Here is a 19,855-nt window from a genome sequence, read left to right as displayed (position 1 = left end):
CTAGCCTTCCATCGTGTCTTCGATCAGACGGTTCAGCGCCATGACGCCCCAACCCGTTGCACCCTTGGGCGCATATGCGGTGTCGGATTTCACATGCGCGACGCCCGCGATGTCGAGGTGAATCCACGGCGTGTCGTCCTTGACGAAGCGCTGCAGGAACTGCGCGGCGGTGATCGACCCGGCCGGACGCCCGCCCACGTTCTTCATGTCCGCGATGGGGCTTTTGAGCATGTCGTCATACGCCTTGCCCAGCGGCATGCGCCAGGCGCCCTCGCCCTCGGCCGCCGCGGCCTTGAGAAACTGATCGGCCAGCGTGTCGTTGTTCGAGAACACGGCCGCGTTTTCATGCCCGAGCGCTATGATGCACGCACCCGTCAGCGTGGCCAGGTCGATCATGCCCACGGGCTTGAACCGGTCCTGCGCGTACCACATCACATCGGCCAGAACGAGCCGGCCTTCGGCGTCGGTGTTGATCACCTCGATCGTGTCGCCCTTCATGGATTTCACGATGTCGCCGGGGCGCGTGGCATTGCCCGAGGGCATGTTTTCGACCAGCCCCACCAGCCCCACGACATTGGCCTTGGCCTTGCGCAGCGCGATGGCGCGCATCACGCCCGCGACAACGCCCGCGCCGCCCATGTCCATGGTCATGTCTTCCATGCCTGCGGCGGGTTTCAGGCTGATGCCGCCGGTGTCGAACACGACGCCCTTGCCGACAAGCGCCAGCGGCGCCTCGCCTTTCTTGCCGCCGTCCCAGCGCATCACCACCAGCTTGGAAGGGCTGTCGCTGCCTTGTCCGACCGACAGCAGGCTGCCCATGCCCAGCTTTTCCATGTCCTTTTCTTCCAGAACCTCGACCTTCAGGCCAAGTTTTTCCATTTCGGTCAGACGCTTGGCGAATTCCGTCGTGGTCAGGATGTTGGCAGGTTCGCTCACGAGATCGCGGGTAAAGAAGACGCCTTTGGCCACCGCCAGCAAAGGCGCGGCTGCGGTTTTCGCTTCGTCGGGCCTGGTGACCATCAACACGGCTTCGGCCGTGCCCTTGTCGTCTTCCGATGTCCGGTGATCGGCGAAATCATACGCACGCAACGCAAGACCGAGCGCAAGATGCTCGATCCGTGTCGTGCCGCCCATCAAAGCCAAAAGAGCCTTGCCGCCCTGGACCTTGGCCAGTTCCACACCGGCACGCCGCGCTTCGTCTACCGATGGGCGCCGCGGGAGGCACAGGACATCCAGCGCCTCGGCGGCCAGACCCACCGGCATCACCAGCGTCGTCACATCGCCCGCCTTGGCCTTGCCCCAACGTGCCGAGTCGGCAAGCCGGGCAACGGCGCCCTTGGTCAGGCGATTGACCCGGCGCGCGGCCGGGTCAAGCTTGCCGTCCGGGGTAACAATGATGGCAACCCGCCCCTCATGCGCCGCGATGGCGTCCAGATCGGTTTCGGCGAAACGGATGGTTTGCGGCGTGGTCATCGTGGCTCCCTTTCGTGCTTGGTTGGTCCGAGTCCTAGCGCGGCCCCGCCGGGTTGGCCAGATAGCAGTTTGCCCCCGCCGGTGGTTCCTGTAACAAAAGGGGAGTTCATCCAAGCCTCGGGGGGGCTGGTGTCGAGATTCGACCGTTATGTTCTGTCGCAGCTCCTGGTGCTGTTCGGGTTTTTCGCCCTCGTCCTGGTGTCGATCTACTGGATCAACCAGGCGGTGCGGCTGTTCGACCGCCTGATCGGTGACGGGCAATCGGCTTTCGTGTTCCTGGAATTCACCGTGCTGTCGCTGGCCAACGTGATCCGCATGGTTCTGCCGATGGCGGTGTTCGCGGCCACGGTCTATGTCACCAACCGCCTGAGCAACGAAAGCGAACTGGTCGTCATGCAGGCCACCGGTTTCAGCCCCTGGCGGCTAGCACGCCCGGTTGTCGTCTTCGGGATCGGAACGGGGCTGATGATGGCGGCGCTGACGCATTACCTAGTGCCATCGAGCTTGGCGCAACTCCAATTGCGCGAGGCCGAAGTCGCGCGCAACGTCACGGCGCGTCTGCTGACCGAGGGCACCTTTCTGCATCCCACGGACGGTGTCACTTTCTACATCCGCGAAATCGACCCCGACGGAACCCTGCGCGACGTTTTCCTGTCCGACCGCCGCGCGCCCGACCGGGCCATCACGTACACCGCCGCGCGTGCCTATCTGGTCAATGACGACGCCGGGTCGCGCATGGTGATGCTGGACGGTCTTGCACAGAACTTTTCGCTTTCCGAGAACCGCCTGTCGACCACGCATTTCACCGATTACAATTTCGATATCAGCGCCGCGGTGGAAAAGACCGTTGCCCCGGCGCTGCGTGTGCGCGACATTCCAACCATGCAGTTTCTCAGGAATTTCGATGGCATCATAGCCGAGCAGAAATTCAAACCCGGACATGTGGTCGAAGAGCTCCACAGCCGCATGTCGCAGTCGTTTCTGTGCGTCGTCGCGGCGCTTGTCGGGTTTTCCTCATTGTTGATAGGTGGTTATTCGCGCTTCGGTGTCTGGCGTCAGATCCTGGGTGCGCTGGTCCTGCTGGTGATGGTCAAGTTCATCGAGGGGCTGGTGACCGATCCCGTGCAGAAAGATCCGTCGCTCTGGCCGCTTACCTATCTGCCGATCGTCTTCGGGCTTGCAGCCTCAATGGCGATCCTGTGGTATGTCGGGCGGCCCCGGCGGCCGCGCCGGCGCCTGGTGGAGGTCGGCGCATGATTCTCCACGCCTATTTCGCCCGGAAATTCGCGATGATCTTTGCAGGCGTTTTCGGCGTTTTCATCCTGCTGCTGTTCCTGATCGACATGGTTGAGCAATTGCGGAGGTTCGGGGATACCGTCACCTTTGCCGAGGTGCTGGGCCTGACATTGCTGAACGTGCCGCAGGGGCTCTACGGCATTCTTCCGCTGATCATGATTCTTGCCACTGTGGCGATGTTTCTGGGGCTTGCGCGCTCGAGCGAACTGGTGGTGACGCAATCGGCCGGCCGGTCGTCCCTGCGCGCGCTGCTTTCGCCGCTGGTCGTGACCATATTGATCGGCGGGATCACGCTTGCGATGTTCAACCCGATCGTCGCGGCGACGACAAAGCGGTTCGAGGAACTGCAGGAAAGGTATCGCAGTGACGGACAAGAGGTGTTTTCGATATCCGCCGAGGGCCTTTGGCTGCGGCAGGGCGGCGAAACCGGGCAAACCGTGATCCGGGCGGCCCGCGCCAACCCGGATGGCACCGTTCTTTACGACGTCACGCTTTTCTCGCACGCGCCCGATGGGGAGCCGGTGCAAAGGATCGAGGCGCGTTCCGCCCGCTTGGTCGCCGGTGCCTGGGAATTGTCCGATGCTAAGGTCTGGCCGCTCGAACGTGGGATCAACCCCGAAGGCGAAGCCACGCGGCATGCAACGTACCGCGTGCCATCGTCGCTGACCGTGGAACGCATCCGCGACAGCTTCGGCGATCCCTCGGTGATATCGATCTGGGATTTGCCCGCGTATATGGCGCAACTGGAAGAGGCCGGGTTTTCGGCCCGCCGACATGCCGTCTGGTTCCAGATGGAACTGGCCCGCCCGCTGTTCCTTGTGGCGATGCTGTTGGTCGGCGCGGCGTTCACCATGCGGCATGTCCGGTTCCGCAACACCGGGCTTGCGGTGCTGGCGGCGATCATTCTCGGGTTCTCGCTGTACTACGTCAGGAACTTTGCGCAAATACTTGGTGAAAATGGACAAATACCGATTCTCATGGCCGCTTGGTCGCCGCCGGTGGCCTCTGTCCTGCTGGGTCTGGGCGTGCTGCTGATCATGGAGGACGGTTGATGCGCCTTTCCCTGATCATCGTGGTTCTTGTGGGGCTTCTTTCATGGGGCATGCCTGCGCTTGCGCAGGATGCCTCTCGCGATGCGCCTGCCGTGCTTGTGGCCGACCGGGTCGAAATAACGGACGACGACAAGCTGATCGCCGACGGCAATGTCGAGGCGCTTTATGGGGAAAGCCGGCTCAAGGCCGAAAGGATCATTTATGATGGCAAGACCGATCAGTTGATCCTGGACGGTCCGATCATGCTGATCGAAGGGCCCGACGCGATTATCCTGGCCGATGCAGGATCGCTGGACGCAGACATGCGAAACGGGCTGCTGCGCGGCGCGCGGCTGATCCTGTCGCGCCGGGTGCAATTGGCGTCACCGAGGATCGACCGCGTCGGCGGACGCTACACCCAGCTTTACAAGGTCGCGGCAACGTCCTGCCGGGTCTGCAACTCGGACACGCCGCCGATCTGGCAGATCCGTGCCCGCCGTGCCGTCCATGACCAGCAGGAAAAACAGATCTATTTCGAGAACGCGCAGTTGCGGGTACTCAACGTGCCAATCCTCTGGCTGCCCCGGCTACGGTTGCCCGACCCGTCGCTGGCCCGGTCGACCGGGTTTCTGATCCCGTCGCTCAGCCAGTCTTCGAAGTTGGGCACCGGGCTGCGCATCCCCTATTTCATCCGCATCGGCGATCACCGCGACCTGACGCTGACGCCGTTTATCGCGGGCAACACGCGGACGCTTGAATACCGGTACCGGCAGGCGTTCCGAAACGGCGACCTGTCGATCGAAGGCGCCCTGTCGCGCGACGAACTGATCGACGGAACCCGCGGATATCTGTTCGCGCGCGCAGCCTTCGATGTCGCCCGCGGGTTCAAGCTGCGCTTCAATGTCGAGGCAGTGACCGACCGCGGCTACCTGTCGGTCTACGACTACACCTCCAAGGACCGCCTGGCGAGCGCGGTCTCGCTCAGCCGGGCGCAGCGCGATGAATATATCGATGTCAGTCTGACCGGGTATCAGACGCTGCGGGCAACTGAAAACAACTCGCAAATCCCCACGATCGTCGGTGAACTGGTGTATGAAAAACGGCTGTTTCCCAAGGCAGTCGGCGGTGAATTGCGGATGTCCTACGGGGCCTTCGGGTTCCGGCGCTACTCCGATCTTGATGTTCTCGGACGCGACGGCGCGCGGGCCGAGGCGGATATCGCGTGGCTGCGCAGCTGGACCTTGCCCGCCGGTATCCGCGCCAGCCTGGAAACCGGTGTGGCCGTCGACACGTTTCGCATTCGCCAGGACAGCAATTATTCGGGCACGGAAAGCGAAGTCACCCCGCGCGCAGGGCTGACGCTGCGGTGGCCGCTGATCAAGACGGAAAAGGGCGGCGCCACACAAATCCTGGAACCCGTCGCAATGATCGGATGGGTCGGAGGCGCCAGCCCGGACGTTCCCAACGACCAAAGCACCGCGGTCGAATTCGACGAAGGCAACCTGCTGTCTCTGTCGCGGTTTCCCGCGTCGGACCGCCGCGAACGCGGGCTGAGCCTGGCCTATGGTGCCAGCTGGACACGCGAAGATCCTGATGGTTGGTCCGCGCGCCTGACCTTGGGTCATATCGTGCGCGACGAAGATCAGCCGGATTTCACCAGCACCTCGGGTCTCGACGGGTTGAATTCGAACCTGCTGGTCGCCGGGCAGTTCCGCACCGCTTCGGGGCTTTCGCTGATCGGCCGGGCCTTGGTCGATACCGGGCTGACGATCAGCAAGGCCGAAGCGCGCGCCGCCTGGATCACGCCCAAGATGGGCCTTGGCGCATCCTACATCTGGCTCGAGGACGATCCCGAGGAATTCCGCACCGACTCCGTGTCGGAATGGTCCATTGATGGCAGCTACCGGATTTCCCGGCACTGGACGGGCACCGCCAATTGGCGTTACGACATAAACGCAAGAAGATCGACCGAAGCGGGGCTGGGCATGCAATACCGGAACGAATGCGTCGATGTGAACCTTTCGCTCTCGCGCCGGTTCACCTCTTCCTCTATCGTTGATCCATCCACCGATATCGGTATTACCGTCGGGCTTCGGGGGTTTTCTGCCCAGGGCTTCAACAACAGTTACACGCGAACCTGCAGGAACTAGAACGACATGAAACGACAGATACGCCGGATCGCATTCGCCCTGATCGCCGCATCGGTTCCGCTTGCCGGCATTGGGACAGCGCAGGCACAGAACCTGTTTGCGCCGGTCATAACCGTGAACGATCAGGTCATCACAAGTTACGAGCTTGAACAGCGCGCCGAAATGCTGCGGCTCTTCCGCGCGCCGGGCAATCCTGCCGAACTGGCGCGGACCCAGCTTATCGAAGAGCGTCTCAAGGCCGAGGCCGCCGAGGAGGCCGGGATCGAGGTCACGCAAGAAGGCATCGACGCCGGGATGGAAGAGTTCGCAGCGCGCACCAACCTGACCACCGAACAGTTCATGCAGGCGCTGCAATCCGGCGGCGTGAGCCCGGAGACCTTTCGTGATTTCGTACGCAACGGCGTTTTGTGGCGTGAACTCGTGCGCACGCGGTTCGCCAACCGCGCTGAAATTTCCGAGGCCGAGGTCGACCGCGCCCTGAACGCGCTGTCCAGCGGGTCGTCGGTGCGGGTTCTTTTGTCGGAAATCATCATGCCCGCCCCGCCCGAAGAGATGCAGGCCGTGATGGCCCGTGCCGAACGCATCAGCCAGATCACCACCCTGCCCGCCTTTGCCGCCGAAGCGCGACAGTATTCGGCCTCCGGCAGCAGCGGCCGTGGCGGACGCATGGGGTGGATGCCGATTACCCAGTTGCCGCCGCAGTTGCGGCCAATCATCCTGTCGCTTGCGCCGGGTGAGGTGACCGATCCGCTGCCTCTGGAAAATGCCATCGCGCTGTTCCAGCTTCGCGCAATCGAGGAAACCGATGTGCAGGCGCCGGAATACGCGGCCATCGAATACGCCGCCTATTACATCGAAGGCGGACGCAGCGATGCCGCATTGGCGCGTGCCGCCAAGATCAAGGCCGAGGTCGACACATGCGATGATCTGTATGGTGTTGCCAAGGGCCAGCCGCCCGAGGTTCTGGAACGCGGCGCAAAGCAGCCCGGTGAAATTCCCGCCGACATTGCGGTCGAGCTGGCAAAGCTCGATCCGGGCGAAGTTTCGACCGCGCTGACCCGCGCAAACGGCCAGACCCTCGTGTTCCTGATGCTGTGCGGGCGCACCCCGCAACTGGCCGAGGACCAGGACCGCGAAACCATCCGGGTGCAATTGCGCGCGCAGCGCCTGCAATCCCTGGCCGAAGGCTACCTGGCCCAACTCCAGGCCGATGCGCGCATCATCGAGCAATGACAGCGCCAATCGCGCTGACCTGCGGTGAGCCCGCGGGCATCGGCCCTGAAATCGCGGCCCGCGCCTGGGAACGGCTGAACACTGAACTGGCGTTCTTTTGGATCGGTGACCCCCGTCATTTGCCGAAGGGCACGGTTTTTTGCGAAATCGCAACGCCGTCCGAGGCGGGTCGCGTCATGGCCGATGCCCTGCCCGTCCTGCGCCATGACTTTGCAGGCGATGCGGTTCCCGGAACGCCGGACCCCGCAAATGCCCAAGGTGTGATCGACGTGATCGCCCGCGCCGTGGATCTTGCGCAATCCGGCGAGACCAGCGCGGTCTGCACCGCGCCGATCAACAAGAAGGCGCTCAAGGATGGGGCCGGGTTCGCCTATCCGGGCCATACCGAATACCTTGCGGCGCTTGGCGGGGATGCAGATGTCGTGATGATGCTGGCCTGCCCGCAATTGCGCGTGGTGCCTGCGACGATCCACATCCCGCTGCGCGAGGTGCCCACCGCGCTGACGGCTGACGGGCTGGAAAAGGTGATCCGCATCACGCATGACGGCCTGCAGCGCGATTTCGGCATTGCAGCGCCGCGCATCGCGGTGGCCGGGCTGAACCCCCATGCCGGCGAAGGCGGCGCCATGGGCACCGAAGAGATCGACTGGATCGCCCCGCTGCTCGATCGTCTGCATGCCGAAGGCCTGGCCATCTCGGGGCCGCTGCCTGCCGACACGATGTTTCACGCCACGGCCAGGGCGCGATATGACGTGGCCGTCGCGATGTATCACGACCAGGCGCTGATACCGATCAAGACGCTGGATTTCGCAGGCGGTGTCAACGTGACGCTGGGGTTGCCATTCGTGCGGACCTCGCCGGATCATGGCACGGCCTTCGACATCGCGGGGCAAGGCGTTGCCGATCCGTCCTCTCTGATCGCGGCGCTGCGCATGGCGGCCGAGATGGCACAGGCGCGCGCGGCATGAGCGGCATCGACACCCTGCCCCCGCTGCGCGAGGTGATCGCTGCCCACGGGCTTTCCGCGAAAAAGTCGCTGGGTCAGAACTTTCTTCTGGACCTCAACCTGACGGCCAAGATTGCGCGGCAGGCGGGCGACCTGACCCAGGCAGACGTGCTCGAGATCGGCCCAGGCCCGGGCGGGCTGACGCGCGGCCTGCTTGCGCAAGGCGCGCGCAGGGTGCTGGCCATCGAAAAGGACGCCCGCTGCCTGCCCGCGCTGGAAGAGATTTCCGCCGCCTATCCGGGCCGCCTGACGGTCATCAACGGGGACGCGCTGGATATCGACCCGTTGGCGCATCTGACGCCACCGATCCGCATCGTGGCCAACCTGCCCTACAACGTGGGCACCGAATTGCTGGTGCGCTGGCTCACCCCGAAAGAGTGGCCGCCATTCTGGGACAGCCTGACGCTCATGTTCCAGCGCGAGGTGGCCGAGCGGATCGTCGCTCAGCCCGGATCGAAGGCCTATGGCCGTCTTGCTATCCTGGCGCAATGGCGCTGCGAGGCGCATATCGCCATGTCGCTGCCACCGGGGGCGTTCACCCCGCCGCCCAAGGTCAGTTCCGCCGTCGTGCATCTGACGGCGCTGCCCGCGCCGCGGTTCCCTGCAGACCCGCAGAAACTGGAACGAGTCGTCGCCCGCGCCTTCAACCAGCGCCGCAAGATGCTGCGTGCCGCGCTCAAGGGGTTTGCCCCGGATATCGAGGACAAGCTGATCGCTGCGGGCATTCAGCCCACCGACCGGGCCGAAACCGTCGATCTTGAACGGTTCTGCGCACTGGCGCGTCTGGTCTGAACGAAAAACGCCGCCCGGTGCAGGCGGCGTTTTCCAATTCCATGCAGGCGGGGGTTATTCCGCCGCGCTGTCCGTGGCCGGCGCCTGGTGCGCGCCGTCGTCGGTCTCACCGGTTTCGGCCGCGTCCTTTTTGGGAGCGCGGGGCTTGCGCGGGCGCTTGGGCTTTTCCGACTTGCTTTCCGGCGTTTCGACAAGACCGCTGTCCTGCTCGTCATCACCGGCGTTGTTGTTTTCGGTGTATTCGCTCTCGTCGCTGCGGGGCTGACCCGCTTCGGCGGATTCGCGTTCCTGACGCTGGGCGCGTTCGCGATCCCGTTCCGCCTGGCGTTCACGGTTCTGGCGCTCCTGCTCTTCGCGGCGGGCGTCCTGTTCCTTTTGCGCGGCGCTCAGCATACGCAGGTAATGTTCTGCATGCTGCTGAAAGTTTTCCGCCGCGACGCGGTCGTTGCCCAGTTGGGCATCACGCGCCAGCTGGTTGTACTTCTCGATGATTTGCTGTGGCGTACCGCGCACCTTGCCCTCGGGGCCCGAGCTGTCGAACACGCGGTTCACGATGTTTCCGACCGAGCGGTTGTTACGGTTGCCCTTAGACCGCGAGCGGGATTTAGATGATCTCATGCTTTAGATTTCCAGCCTTCGTCCGATGCGATTGCCACCAGTGGTGCGCCCTATGCGCCTGACCATTCGAAAGTGGCAGAGTTTTCTGGCTTGGTGCCGAGCGGGACCGCCCTAAGGCATCCACCGCGCTGACACGAAATGAGTAATCACTGTTTGGTGGGTCTGGCAAGAGGGCATGGCGGAAAAATGCTGAAAAACGGCAGATTTGTTGCCAATTTCATACCGCTGACAGCCATTGTCCCTGAACGACGCGGTCGCGGCCGTCCAGATCGGGCAGTACCGCGACCTTTGAAAATCCCGCATCTGCAAACAGGTCCGATACGGGTTTCCCCTGTTGCCAGCCGATTTCCACCATCAGCCATCCACCGGGCTGCAGATGCGCGGGTGCCCCGATGCAGATGGCGCGATAGGCCGTCAGCCCGTCGCCCTCGTCTGTCAGGGCCATGCGCGGCTCATGGGTCAGTTCGGGCGCAAGCGCGCCCATTTCGCCAAATGCGATGTAGGGCGGATTCGATACGATCAGATCGAAACGCCCGTCGACCTGCGAGACCCAGTCGCTTTGACGAAACTCGACCCGCTCGGCCAAGGCAAGCGACCGGGCGTTTTCCCGCGCCACCGACAGCGCGGCTTCGGACAGGTCCGTGCCCAGTCCGGTCGCCGCGGGGCGCTCTGCAAGCAGGCTCAGCAGGATCGCCCCGGAGCCCGTGCCAAGATCGAGAACCCGAAGGAAAGGCACCTGCAACGCCGCCTCGACCAGCGTTTCGGTTTCGGGCCGAGGATCAAGGACATCCCGTGTCACCTTGAAATCCCGACCGAAGAAGGCGCGCAGGCCCGTCAGGTGCGACACCGGTTCGCGGGCCAGCCGACGGGCGATCAACCGTTCGAAGTCTTCGATGTGGCGCGGATCGGCTTCGTCCGTTTCGACCAGCAGCAAGCGCGATTGCGAAATCCCCAGCACATGCGCCATCAGCATCCGCGCGTCCCGCTGCCCGCCCGCGATCCCGGCCTCGTCCAGCTTGCGCGCTGCATCGCGCAGTAACGCGCCGATCGTGGCGCGGCCAGACTCAGCCATCGCTCATCTCGGCCAGCAGCGCCGCCTGATGATCCGCGATCAGTGCGTCGATCACCTCGTCCAGATCGCCCTGCATCACCTGGTCGAGCTTGTAGAGCGTCAGCCCGATCCGGTGGTCGGTCATGCGCCCCTGCGGGAAATTGTAGGTTCGGATGCGTTCGCTGCGGTCACCCGACCCGACCTGCGCCTTTCGGTCGGCGGCCCGTTCCTGCGCCGCGCGCTGGCGTTCCATGTCGAACAGGCGCGATTTCAGAACCTGCATGGCAATGGCGCGGTTCTGGTGCTGGGACTTTTCCGAACTCGTCACCACGATCCCGGTCGGAATATGGGTGATCCGCACCGCCGAATCCGTGGTGTTCACATGCTGCCCGCCTGCCCCGCTGGCTCGCATCGTGTCGATGCGGATATCGGCGGGGTCGATATGGATGTCCACATCCTCGGCCTCGGGCAGAACGGCGACCGTGGCGGCCGATGTGTGAATGCGCCCACCGCTTTCGGTCGTGGGCACGCGCTGAACGCGATGCACGCCCGATTCGAACTTGAGCCGGGCAAAGACACCCTCGCCCTTGACCAAAGCCACGACCTCCTTGATGCCGCCCAGCTCGGTCTCCTGCAGTTCGACGATCTGGAACGACCATCCCCGCGATTCCGCGTAGCGCTGGTACATCCGCAGCAGATCGCCCGCAAAAAGCGCGGCCTCGTCCCCGCCCGTGCCGGGGCGAATCTCGATCATCGCCGGGCGCGCGTCGGCTGCGTCCTTGGGCAATAGTGCCAGTTGCAGCGCATGTTCCAGTTCAGGAAGCCGTGCCCGCAGATCGGGCAGTTCCTCTTCGGCAAGGGCCCGCATTTCAGGGTCGTCCAGCATCGCCTCGGCCTCGGCGATGTCCTCCTGCAGGCGTGTGAAGGCGGTGATTTCCTCGACCACGGGGCGCAGTTCGGCATATTCACGGCCAAGCGCCGCGATATCCCCGCCCCCTTCGGCCATGCGGGCCTCGAGATACTGGAAACGCTGGGTGATCTGTTGCAGGCGGTCTTGCGAAATCATGGGATTGCTCTTTCCCATCTGCGCGCGCGGGTCAAGGGTGCGGATGGGCGCGCGCGTTCAGTCCTGGCGCAGGCGCGACAGCCAGTCTTGGACACGCGCACGGTTCACGCCCATGTCCGATTGCCCGAAACGCAACCGCGCATGGATCAAAAGGTCATCGGCCTTTGCCTCTATCGTCGTGTAATCGGGAAAACCCCACAGCTTAGACCGTGTGACATAGGTGACGCGCCCGTCACCGACCGTTCCGGCCAATACGGACGTGCGCGGTGTCGCCCGGATGATGTCGTCAAGCTGTCCGATATCGCCTGCGCGGCCCTTCAGTACACGGATCACGCCGCCTGGCATGTCGCGGTCTTCGGCGGCGGTGATTGGAACATGCCAGCGCGCCGGATCGCTGGGCGCCATCCGCACCCAGCCCGCGAACCCCGCAACGGTGACGACAACCGCCAGTAAAAGCCAAAAGCTCCAGATCATGCGCATCCCCGCTTTTCCCGGTTACGTTCCGCCGCGCCGTGTCCAGCCCCAAAGGCTGATCAGTTCCATCGCGACATGGGCCCCCGCGATTGCGGTGGCGCCCGTCGTGTCGAAGGGCGGCGATACCTCGACCACGTCCCCGCCCAGCAAGTCAATTCCGCGGATGCCCCGCAGGATCGCCGCCGCCTGCGCACTGCTGAGCCCGCCCCAGACCGGCGTGCCCGTGCCGGGCGCAAAGGCCGGGTCGAGGCAATCGATGTCAAAGGTGACATAGGTCGGATGATCGCCCAGAACCGCGCGGATTTCGTCGCAAACCGCGCGGTTTCCGGCCTCGTGCACGCGCGGCGCGTCGATGATATGAAAGCCCATCGTGTCGGGATTGTCCGTGCGTATCCCCACCTGAACCGAGCGCGCCGGATCGACGATCCCAAGCTTGACGGCCTTGTACATGAAGGTGCCGTGGTCGATCCGGTCCATGTTGTCATCGACCCAGGTATCGGTATGGGCGTCGAATTGCAGCACCGAAAGCGGCCCGAACTTCTCGGCGTAAGCCTTTAGAATCGCAAGGGTTATCGAATGATCGCCGCCCAGGGTGACTGACGCCGCGCCGGCCTGCAGGATGCCCGCGATATGTGCCTGCAGCGCTGCCGGAAAGGCTGGAACGTCCGCGTAATCAAAGGCCAGATCGCCATAATCCGCGATGGCGAACTCGCTCAGCGGATCGTAGCCCCACCCGTAAGGGGCGTCCGGCGATTGCAGCGCGCTCGCCTCGCGGATCTCTCGCGGCCCGAACCGCGTTCCGGGCCGGTTCGTCACCGCCTGGTCGAAGGGCACGCCGGTGATGGCCAGGTCGACTCCCGTCAGATCCTTGGTATAGCGGCGGCGCAGGAACGAGGTTGCCCCGCCAAAGGTGTTCTCAAAGCTCAACCCGCGTAAATCTTGCCGTGTAAACGCCTGATCTACCTGCTTTTTCGCGTCTTCCAGTGACATGGGTCACCCCTGCGCCGGTTGTGCGCGCTCGACCAGCCGCGCAAAGAACGAGGCACCGACCGGCGCCACCGCGTCGTTGAAATTGTAACCCGCCTGATGAAGCCCGGCGCCTTCGCCCTGCCCAAGGAAAAGGAACGCGCCGGGTCGGGCCTGCAGCATGTACGAGAAATCCTCGGCCCCCATTTCACGCGTCACATCATCCTCGACATTGTCGCTTCCCACGACTTCGCGCGCGATCTCGGCGGCGAACGCGGCCTTGTCGGCGTCGTTCACGGTGGCGGGATACCAGACCTGGTAATCCAGTTCGGCGGCCACGTCATAGGCGGCAGCCGTCCCTTCGACGATCTGCGCCATGCGGCGCTGCACCATCTTTTGCACCTCCGGGTCGAACGTGCGCACGGTCCCGCCGATATAGGCCGTTTCCGGCACGATGTTTTCCGCGCTGCCCGCATGTATCTGCGTGACCGAGATCACGAGATCGTCCAGCGCATAGTGATTGCGGCTGCTGATCGTCTGGATACCCTGCGCAATGGCCAGGGCGGCCACCACCGGATCGCGGGTTTCATGCGGCATCGCGCCATGCCCGCCCAGGCCCCGGATATGGATGTTGAACGTGTCGACCGCCGCCAGCAACGGGCCGGGCGCCGTCATGAAGCAGCCCTCGAGCACGCCGGGCGTGTTGTGGATGCCGTACACCTGCGCGATGTCGAACCGGTCCATGATGCCCTCGTCCACCATCACGCCGCCGCCGCCGCCATCTTCCTCGGCGGGTTGAAAGATCAGCGCGACACGGCCCGCGAAATTGCGGGTCTCGGCGAGGTAACGGGCTGCGCCCAGCAGCATCGTCGTATGGCCGTCATGACCGCAGGCATGCATCCGCCCCGGCACGGTCGAGGCATAGGGCAGCCCGGTTTCCTCGGCGATGGGCAGCGCGTCCATATCCGCGCGCAACCCGATTGTCGGCCCCGGCGCGCAGCCTTCGATGATCGCGACGACCCCGGTCTTGGCGATGCCTGTATGAATATCGGAAATCCCGAATTCCTTGAGCCGCTCGACCACGAAAGCCGCGGTTTCATGGCACTCGAACCCCAGTTCGGGATGCGCGTGGAGGTGCTGGCGCCATTGTGCCATGTCCTCGGCATAGGCGGCGATGCGGTTGATGACAGGCATGGGTGGACTCCGGCCGGATGGTTTCGCACTGTCGCACCAAACCGCAATAACGAGAGCACCGCAATGCCCGATGACGCCCTGATCCACGACCCGAATGGCGGGATGCCGCGCCTGCTCGAGATCATGCGCCGGCTGCGCGATCCCGATTCCGGCTGCCCCTGGGACATCGAACAGACCTTTGCCACCATAGCGCCCTACACAATCGAAGAGGCCTACGAGGTCGCCGACGCGATCGAACGGCAGGCCTGGGACGAGCTGAAGGGCGAGCTGGGCGATCTGCTGTTCCAGTCGGTCTTTCATGCCCAGATGGCCGCCGAGGCCGGGCTTTTCACCTTCGACGAGGTCGCCGACACCATGTCGGACAAGATGGTCGCGCGGCATCCGCATGTGTTCGGCGACGAAAGCCGCGACAAATCCGCAGAGCAGCAGACCCGCGACTGGGAGGCGATCAAGGCCGCCGAACGCGCCGCCAGGGCGCAGACCGGCGTGCTGGACGGTGTCGCGGTCGGCCTGCCCGCCCTGCTACGCGCCTACAAGCTGCAAAAACGTGCCGCGCGCGTCGGGTTCGACTGGCCCCAGACTGAACATGTGCTGGACAAGATCGTCGAAGAGGCCCGCGAACTGGAAGAAGCGCGCGATGAACTGGGCCCCGACCAGATCGAAGAGGAAATGGGCGATCTGCTGTTTGTCATGGCCAACCTCGCCCGGCATCTCGGCGTCGAGCCCGAGGCCGCGCTGCGCCGGGCCAACGCGAAATTCACCCGCCGTTTCGCCCGCATCGAGGCGCTCCTGGCCGAGCGCGGCAAGACACCGGACCAGTCGGACCTGGCGGAAATGGATGCGCTTTGGAACCAGGCCAAGGCCGAGGACAAGGCGCGGCAAAATAACTGAGCAGAAAAATCGGGTATTGTTCCGACTAAATTAGTCAGGTAAATGCGGGTGCAGAGACAACCGCGAACCAGGACAGGAGTCACCATGTTTGCACCGTTCCGCACAATCGCCATCACCGCGCTGGCCGGGGCGATCGCCGCGCCCGCCATCGCAGAAGAGGTCAATCTCTATTCCTACCGTCAGCCCGAGCTGCTCAAGCCGCTGACGGATGCCTTCACCGAAGAAACCGGAATCCGGGTGAATGTCGCGCATCTCGATAAGGGCATGGTCGAACGCCTGCAGGCCGAAGGCGACCGTTCGCCCGCCGATCTCGTTTTTACCGTCGACATCTCGCGCCTTGCCGCCGTGGTCGAAGCGGGGCTGACCCAGCCGGTGGAAAGCGAAACGCTTCTTGCGAACGTACCCGACGCCTATCACGATCCCGACGGGCATTGGTGGGGCCTGACGACCCGCGCGCGTGTCGTCTATGCCAGCAAGGACCGTGTCGCCGATGGCGAGGTCACGACCTACGAAGACCTGGCAGATCCCAAGTGGCAAGGCCGCATCTGCACCCGGTCGGGCACGCATCCCTATAATGTCGCTCTGGTTTCGGCGATGATCCATCACCATGGCGAAGACTACACCAAGACCTGGCTGGAAGGCGTCAAATCGAACCTCGCGCGAAAGCCGCAAGGCAATGACCGCGCGCAGGTCAAGGCGATCTGGGCCGGCGAATGCGATATCAGCCTGGGCAACACCTATTACATGGGCGCGATGCTGCAGGACGACGAACAAAAGGAATGGGCCGATTCTGTCCGGCTGATCTTTCCCGTCTTCGAAAACGGCGGCGCGCATGTGAACATCTCGGGTGTGGCGATGACCAAGGCCGCCCCCAACCGCGAAAACGCCCTCAAGATGATGGAATTCCTGACTTCGCCCAAGGCGCAGAAAATCTATGCCCAGGCGAATTTCGAGTATCCGATCGCGCCGGGCACCGAAGCCGATGCATTGGTGAAAAGCTGGGGCAGTTTCACCGCGGATGACACCAACCTGATGGATCTGGCCAAGCTGCGTCCCGATGCGCTCAAGCTGATCGAAACGGTCGATTTCGACGGCTGATCGCTACACATAATGAATCAGAAAGACCCCGCAAGCCACTGGCCTGCGGGGTTTTTTCGTGTTTTCTCTTTCCTGAAATATCCCGGGGGAGCGCGAGGGGGCTGGCCCCCTCGTTTCCGAGGCCCGATAGGGGCCGAGATACAGCTTGCGGCGCAGCCGCGCCTTTGGGTCAGGCGGTGGCCACCCGTTCGTCGGTGCGGGACGGAAACGGCACAAGGCGCCCTGCCTCTTCGTCCCACAGCTTCAGCCGGAACGACGCCAGCGCTTCGGCCCAGCCGATGCGGCGCATCGGGGCGATGGCATCCATCGCGAAATGGCATTTGCGCAGGCGGTAGCTGGGAATGCGCGGGTTGAAATGGTGGATGTCGTGATAGGCGATATTGCCCGTGCCGATATCCCACCAATGGCCGAGGTTCAGGCAGGACGACCCCTGCAGCGCGGCGACCTGCGGGTTCAGGTCGGGCCGCCTGTCCCAATGCGTGTCCTCGAAATTGTGTTGCAGGTAGACGAGGAACACCCCGATCACCCCCGCCAGCACCGCCGAGGCCAGCAGCACCGACAGCCCGGCCCATCCCCCTGCCAGCCAGACCAGCGCGAACCACGCCAGCACCAGCACATTATGCGCCGCAACGCCCAGGACGCCGACATCCTGCGTGTTGCGCGGCCAGCGGTAGCGGATGAAATACGTGTAAAGCCCCCCCAGTCCCAGCATCAGCACCGGGTTGCGGTAGACGCGATAGATCAACCGTTCGACGCGCCCGGCGCGCTGCCATTCCGCAAGGGTCATGGTGTAGACCTCGCCGTCTTCGCGGTGGTCGAGGTTTCCGACATGCGCATGGTGCAGGTTGTGATTGTGCCGCATCACCGCGTAGGGCGTCAGCGTAAAGACCGACAGCCCGTAGCCCGCCCAGTCGTTCCATTGCCGTTTCGAAAACAGCGACGCGTGGCCACAATCGTGCTGGAGCACGTAAAGACGCACCGAGGCAAAGCCCAAGACCACGACGAATGGCGCGGCCAAAATCCAATGCACCGAAGCCAGCGCCCATGTTCCAAGGCCCAGTGCGGCAAAATAGACCGCGAAGGTGCCGAAATAGCTGAGCGCGGCGATCCTGTCGTCTTTTTCGGTGTACTCATGCGTAAAGGCGCGGATGCGTCTGATATCCATTTTGTGCCTCGATTCCCAAGGAACGCCGGTAAAATTCCACCCGGCACGAGATAAAATACACATATGACAGGATATTGACCGGAATGGCCTTCGATCAAGTCCCTGTGTCGGTGCCCTTTTCATTGCGGTGAAAAACACCAATCTTACTGGCATGGATGGTACGAAACCCATAACCGATACGCGCCGCATGGCGGCAGTGCTGCAGCTCTGCGCGGCCGTGTTCTTTGCCGCATCGCCGCTTGTCGTGGGCGGGTTCAGCGGCTTTGCGCCGGATCAGTTCCCGATTCCGCAAGTGGATGTGCCGGTGCAGCCGGCGGGATATGCGTTTTCGATCTGGGGGCTGATCTATCTCTGGCTTGTCGCCGGAGCCGCGTTCGGTCTTGTCAGGCGGTCGGACAGCGGCGGCTGGGCACGGATGCGCTGGCCGCTGACCGGCTCGCTGGTGATCGGCGCGGCGTGGATACCGGCGGCGCAGGCCTCGGTTCCCGTGGCGACGGTGATGATCTGGGCGATGTGGGTGCTGGCCGTCTGGGCGCTGATCGTGGCTGGGCGCGAAGATCGCTGGTGGCAGCGCGCGCCCGTTGCGCTTTATGCCGGCTGGCTGACCGCAGCTTCCTGCGTCGCGCTCGGCCTGGTCCTTGGAGGCTATGGCTGGATGGGTGAGCAAGCGGCAGCCGCGCTGATGATCGCGCTGGCCCTGATCCTTGCGCTGGCGGTTCAATGGCTGCGCCGGGACGAGCCGCTTTATGCGGTCGCGGTCATCTGGGCGCTGGTCGGGGTAATGGTCGCCAACCTGGATCCGCTGAACGCACCGATCCTGACGATTGCCGGCCCCGGCGCGGCAGTTCTGGCATGGGTCGCCGCGCGCGGGCTGCGCGCCTAGCCCTTTTTCTTTTTCAGGTGCTTGGTCAGCGCCCCCGCGTTCTTTTCGCGACGCCCCTTGTAGGGGTTCCTGTCGCCCTGCCCCCGCATGTAAAGGCGGATCGGCGTGCCGGGCATGTCGAACGATTCTCGCAGGCCATTGACCAGGTAGCGGGTATAGCTGTCAGGCATCTTGTCGGGATGGCTGCTCATCACGACGAACCCGGGTGGCCGGGTCTTGGCCTGCGTCATGTATCGCAGTTTGATCCGGCGGCCTTGCGGTGCGGGCGGCGGATGCGCCTCGACCATGCCGGTCAGCCAGCGATTGAGCTGGGCCGTGGGCACGCGCGTGTTCCAGACGGTGTAGGCGCGTTCCACCGCCTCGCGAAGGCGGTCGAGCCCGCGGCCCGTCTTGGCCGATACCGTCACCAGCGGCGCGCCGCGCAACTGCGGCAGCAGGCGGGCGAATGCCTCTTTCAGGTCGCGCAGCTTTTGCTGCTTTTCGTCCTCGACATCCCACTTGTTCACCGCCACCACGACGGCGCGGCCCTCGCGTTCGGCCAGATCGGCGATGCGCAGATCCTGCTGTTCGAACGGGATTGCCGCATCCAGCAGCACGATCACCACCTCGGCGAACTTGACCGCGCGCAGCCCGTCGGCGACGGACAGCTTTTCGACCTTGTCCTGAACGCGGGCCTTCTTGCGCATGCCGGCCGTGTCCCAGATCCGCACCGGCAGCCCGTCCCAATCGACCTGAAGCGAAATCGCATCCCGCGTGATGCCGGCCTCGGGGCCGGTCAGCAGGCGATCTTCGCCCAGCAACTTGTTGATCAGGGTGGATTTTCCCGCATTTGGGCGGCCCACCACCGCGATCTGCATCGGTTTTTCGGGGGTCGGCCAGCGCAGGTCGGCGATACCTTCCTCGGCCTCTTCCTCACTCAGGGTCACATCGGTGTCGGGGGCGGTTTCCTCGGCCTGCTCTTCGAATTCCTCGGCCAGCGGCATGAGTTCCGCCAGCAGGTCGCCCATCCCCTCGCCATGTTCGGCCGACATCCGCAGCGGTTCGCCCAGGCCCAGGCTGTAGGCCTCGATCACACCGGCATCCGCCGCGCGCCCTTCGGCCTTGTTCGCCGCCAGGATGACGTGCTTGGCGCGCTTGCGCAGGATTTCCGCGAAAATCTGGTCCGTGGGCGTGATCCCGGTGCGGGCGTCGATCATGAACAGGCAGACATCGGCCATGTCCACCGCGCGTTCCGTCAGGCGGCGCATCCGGCCCTGAAGGCTGTCGTCTGTCGCATCTTCAAGGCCCGCGGTATCGATCACGGTAAAGCGCAGGTCGCCCAGACGGGCGGCGCCTTCGCGCAGGTCGCGCGTGACGCCCGGCTGGTCATCGACCAGCGCCAGGCGTTTGCCTACCAGACGGTTGAACAGCGTGGACTTGCCCACGTTCGGGCGGCCCACGATGGCGAGTGTGAAACTCATGATCTTGT

General features: G+C 63.9%; 18 protein-coding genes. 9 read left to right on the top strand and 9 right to left on the bottom strand.

Annotation, left to right across the window (positions count from 1 at the left end; translation table 11 throughout):
* Entirely contained in the window at nucleotides 1-1,473 is a 1,473-nt protein-coding gene (locus BLT50_RS01865) for a leucyl aminopeptidase (RefSeq protein WP_090025917.1), read from the bottom strand.
* 129 nt (nucleotides 1,474-1,602) lie between these two features.
* On the opposite strand from BLT50_RS01865, the gene lptF reads away from it, so the two are divergent.
* The 6 genes from lptF to rsmA are packed head-to-tail and all read left to right on the top strand — an operon-like array spanning nucleotide 1,603 to nucleotide 8,981.
* Nucleotides 1,603-2,730: an LPS export ABC transporter permease LptF gene (gene lptF, locus BLT50_RS01860; protein ID WP_090025915.1), complete on the top strand. Its 1,128-nt coding sequence runs from the start codon at nucleotides 1,603-1,605 to the stop codon at nucleotides 2,728-2,730.
* Nucleotides 2,727-3,821: an LPS export ABC transporter permease LptG gene (gene lptG, locus BLT50_RS01855; RefSeq protein WP_090025913.1), complete on the top strand. Its 1,095-nt coding sequence runs from the start codon at nucleotides 2,727-2,729 to the stop codon at nucleotides 3,819-3,821. Before lptF ends, lptG begins: the two co-directional genes overlap by 4 nt.
* Complete coding sequence (locus tag BLT50_RS01850) at nucleotides 3,821-5,950, top strand: LPS-assembly protein LptD (protein WP_090025911.1); 2,130 nt, start codon at nucleotides 3,821-3,823, stop codon at nucleotides 5,948-5,950. Before lptG ends, BLT50_RS01850 begins: the two co-directional genes overlap by 1 nt.
* A gap of 6 nt (nucleotides 5,951-5,956) precedes the next feature.
* A complete protein-coding gene (locus BLT50_RS01845) occupies nucleotides 5,957-7,183 on the top strand; it encodes a peptidylprolyl isomerase (RefSeq protein WP_090025909.1) in 1,227 nt (408 codons plus the stop codon).
* Nucleotides 7,180-8,151, top strand: a complete 972-nt coding sequence (gene pdxA / locus BLT50_RS01840) for a 4-hydroxythreonine-4-phosphate dehydrogenase PdxA (RefSeq protein WP_090025907.1) — start codon at nucleotides 7,180-7,182, stop codon at nucleotides 8,149-8,151. Before BLT50_RS01845 ends, pdxA begins: the two co-directional genes overlap by 4 nt.
* Nucleotides 8,148-8,981 (top strand): 16S rRNA (adenine(1518)-N(6)/adenine(1519)-N(6))-dimethyltransferase RsmA, encoded by an 834-nt coding sequence (rsmA, locus tag BLT50_RS01835; RefSeq protein ID WP_090025905.1) that lies wholly within the window; start codon nucleotides 8,148-8,150, stop codon nucleotides 8,979-8,981. Before pdxA ends, rsmA begins: the two co-directional genes overlap by 4 nt.
* 54 nt (nucleotides 8,982-9,035) lie before the next feature.
* Here rsmA and BLT50_RS01830 read toward each other — a convergent pair whose 3' ends face one another.
* The 6 genes from BLT50_RS01830 to BLT50_RS01805 all read right to left on the bottom strand — a co-directional run bounded on the left by BLT50_RS01830 (nucleotide 9,036) and on the right by BLT50_RS01805 (nucleotide 14,350).
* On the bottom strand, nucleotides 9,036-9,599 hold the full coding sequence (locus BLT50_RS01830; protein ID WP_090025903.1) for a DUF4167 domain-containing protein: 564 nt from the start codon (nucleotides 9,597-9,599) through the stop codon (nucleotides 9,036-9,038).
* Between the two features lie 217 nt (nucleotides 9,600-9,816).
* Nucleotides 9,817-10,671, bottom strand: coding sequence for a peptide chain release factor N(5)-glutamine methyltransferase (prmC, locus tag BLT50_RS01825; protein ID WP_090025901.1), 855 nt, complete (start codon nucleotides 10,669-10,671; stop codon nucleotides 9,817-9,819).
* Nucleotides 10,664-11,716, bottom strand: coding sequence for a peptide chain release factor 1 (gene prfA, locus BLT50_RS01820; RefSeq protein WP_090025899.1), 1,053 nt, complete (start codon nucleotides 11,714-11,716; stop codon nucleotides 10,664-10,666). Before prfA ends, prmC begins: the two co-directional genes overlap by 8 nt.
* Nucleotides 11,717-11,773: 57 nt before the next feature.
* A complete protein-coding gene (locus tag BLT50_RS01815) occupies nucleotides 11,774-12,190 on the bottom strand; it encodes a DUF1499 domain-containing protein (RefSeq protein ID WP_342706683.1) in 417 nt (138 codons plus the stop codon).
* A gap of 21 nt (nucleotides 12,191-12,211) precedes the next feature.
* Nucleotides 12,212-13,180 carry an agmatinase gene (gene speB, locus BLT50_RS01810; protein ID WP_090025895.1) on the bottom strand — a complete coding sequence of 323 codons (969 nt, stop codon included), beginning with the start codon at nucleotides 13,178-13,180 and terminating at the stop codon, nucleotides 12,212-12,214.
* Between the two features lie 3 nt (nucleotides 13,181-13,183).
* Nucleotides 13,184-14,350 carry a M20 aminoacylase family protein gene (locus BLT50_RS01805; protein WP_090025894.1) on the bottom strand — a complete coding sequence of 389 codons (1,167 nt, stop codon included), beginning with the start codon at nucleotides 14,348-14,350 and terminating at the stop codon, nucleotides 13,184-13,186.
* A 63-nt stretch (nucleotides 14,351-14,413) separates the two neighbouring features.
* On the opposite strand from BLT50_RS01805, the gene mazG reads away from it, so the two are divergent.
* Both mazG and BLT50_RS01795 read left to right on the top strand, forming a co-directional pair.
* Nucleotides 14,414-15,241 (top strand): nucleoside triphosphate pyrophosphohydrolase, encoded by an 828-nt coding sequence (mazG, locus tag BLT50_RS01800; RefSeq protein ID WP_090025892.1) that lies wholly within the window; start codon nucleotides 14,414-14,416, stop codon nucleotides 15,239-15,241.
* An 84-nt stretch (nucleotides 15,242-15,325) separates the two neighbouring features.
* On the top strand, nucleotides 15,326-16,339 hold the full coding sequence (locus BLT50_RS01795; protein WP_090025890.1) for a Fe(3+) ABC transporter substrate-binding protein: 1,014 nt from the start codon (nucleotides 15,326-15,328) through the stop codon (nucleotides 16,337-16,339).
* A gap of 169 nt (nucleotides 16,340-16,508) precedes the next feature.
* Here BLT50_RS01795 and BLT50_RS01790 read toward each other — a convergent pair whose 3' ends face one another.
* Nucleotides 16,509-17,504 (bottom strand): fatty acid desaturase, encoded by a 996-nt coding sequence (locus BLT50_RS01790; RefSeq protein ID WP_090025888.1) that lies wholly within the window; start codon nucleotides 17,502-17,504, stop codon nucleotides 16,509-16,511.
* Between the two features lie 151 nt (nucleotides 17,505-17,655).
* Between BLT50_RS01790 and BLT50_RS01785 the strand changes: the two genes are divergently transcribed.
* A complete protein-coding gene (locus tag BLT50_RS01785; protein WP_245723253.1) occupies nucleotides 17,656-18,387 on the top strand; it encodes a hypothetical protein in 732 nt (243 codons plus the stop codon).
* Here the strand turns inward: BLT50_RS01785 and der are convergent.
* Complete coding sequence (gene der, locus BLT50_RS01780; RefSeq protein WP_090025886.1) at nucleotides 18,384-19,847, bottom strand: ribosome biogenesis GTPase Der; 1,464 nt, start codon at nucleotides 19,845-19,847, stop codon at nucleotides 18,384-18,386. The genes BLT50_RS01785 and der overlap by 4 nt on opposite strands.
* Between the last annotated feature and the right edge of the window lie 8 nt (nucleotides 19,848-19,855).

The sequence above is a fragment of the Lutimaribacter saemankumensis genome, assembly GCF_900100005.1.
Lineage (GTDB): Bacteria > Pseudomonadota > Alphaproteobacteria > Rhodobacterales > Rhodobacteraceae > Lutimaribacter > Lutimaribacter saemankumensis.
Note: the sequence above shows the minus strand (reverse complement) of the source record. Positions and strands in the feature narration are given on the sequence as shown.

Coding starts and splice junctions, on each gene's coding strand:
- prmC (WP_090025901.1), bottom strand. CDS start 10,671: ATGGCTGAGTCTGGCCGCGCCACGATCGGCGCGTTACTGCGCGATGCA.
- speB (WP_090025895.1), bottom strand. CDS start 13,180: ATGTCACTGGAAGACGCGAAAAAGCAGGTAGATCAGGCGTTTACACGG.
- prfA (WP_090025899.1), bottom strand. CDS start 11,716: ATGATTTCGCAAGACCGCCTGCAACAGATCACCCAGCGTTTCCAGTAT.
- mazG (WP_090025892.1), top strand. CDS start 14,414: ATGCCCGATGACGCCCTGATCCACGACCCGAATGGCGGGATGCCGCGC.
- BLT50_RS01815 (WP_342706683.1), bottom strand. CDS start 12,190: ATGATCTGGAGCTTTTGGCTTTTACTGGCGGTTGTCGTCACCGTTGCG.
- BLT50_RS01795 (WP_090025890.1), top strand. CDS start 15,326: ATGTTTGCACCGTTCCGCACAATCGCCATCACCGCGCTGGCCGGGGCG.
- der (WP_090025886.1), bottom strand. CDS start 19,847: ATGAGTTTCACACTCGCCATCGTGGGCCGCCCGAACGTGGGCAAGTCC.
- BLT50_RS01865 (WP_090025917.1), bottom strand. CDS start 1,473: ATGACCACGCCGCAAACCATCCGTTTCGCCGAAACCGATCTGGACGCC.
- rsmA (WP_090025905.1), top strand. CDS start 8,148: ATGAGCGGCATCGACACCCTGCCCCCGCTGCGCGAGGTGATCGCTGCC.
- BLT50_RS01805 (WP_090025894.1), bottom strand. CDS start 14,350: ATGCCTGTCATCAACCGCATCGCCGCCTATGCCGAGGACATGGCACAA.
- BLT50_RS01845 (WP_090025909.1), top strand. CDS start 5,957: ATGAAACGACAGATACGCCGGATCGCATTCGCCCTGATCGCCGCATCG.
- lptG (WP_090025913.1), top strand. CDS start 2,727: ATGATTCTCCACGCCTATTTCGCCCGGAAATTCGCGATGATCTTTGCA.
- pdxA (WP_090025907.1), top strand. CDS start 7,180: ATGACAGCGCCAATCGCGCTGACCTGCGGTGAGCCCGCGGGCATCGGC.
- BLT50_RS01850 (WP_090025911.1), top strand. CDS start 3,821: ATGCGCCTTTCCCTGATCATCGTGGTTCTTGTGGGGCTTCTTTCATGG.
- BLT50_RS01830 (WP_090025903.1), bottom strand. CDS start 9,599: ATGAGATCATCTAAATCCCGCTCGCGGTCTAAGGGCAACCGTAACAAC.
- BLT50_RS01785 (WP_245723253.1), top strand. CDS start 17,656: ATGGATGGTACGAAACCCATAACCGATACGCGCCGCATGGCGGCAGTG.
- BLT50_RS01790 (WP_090025888.1), bottom strand. CDS start 17,504: ATGGATATCAGACGCATCCGCGCCTTTACGCATGAGTACACCGAAAAA.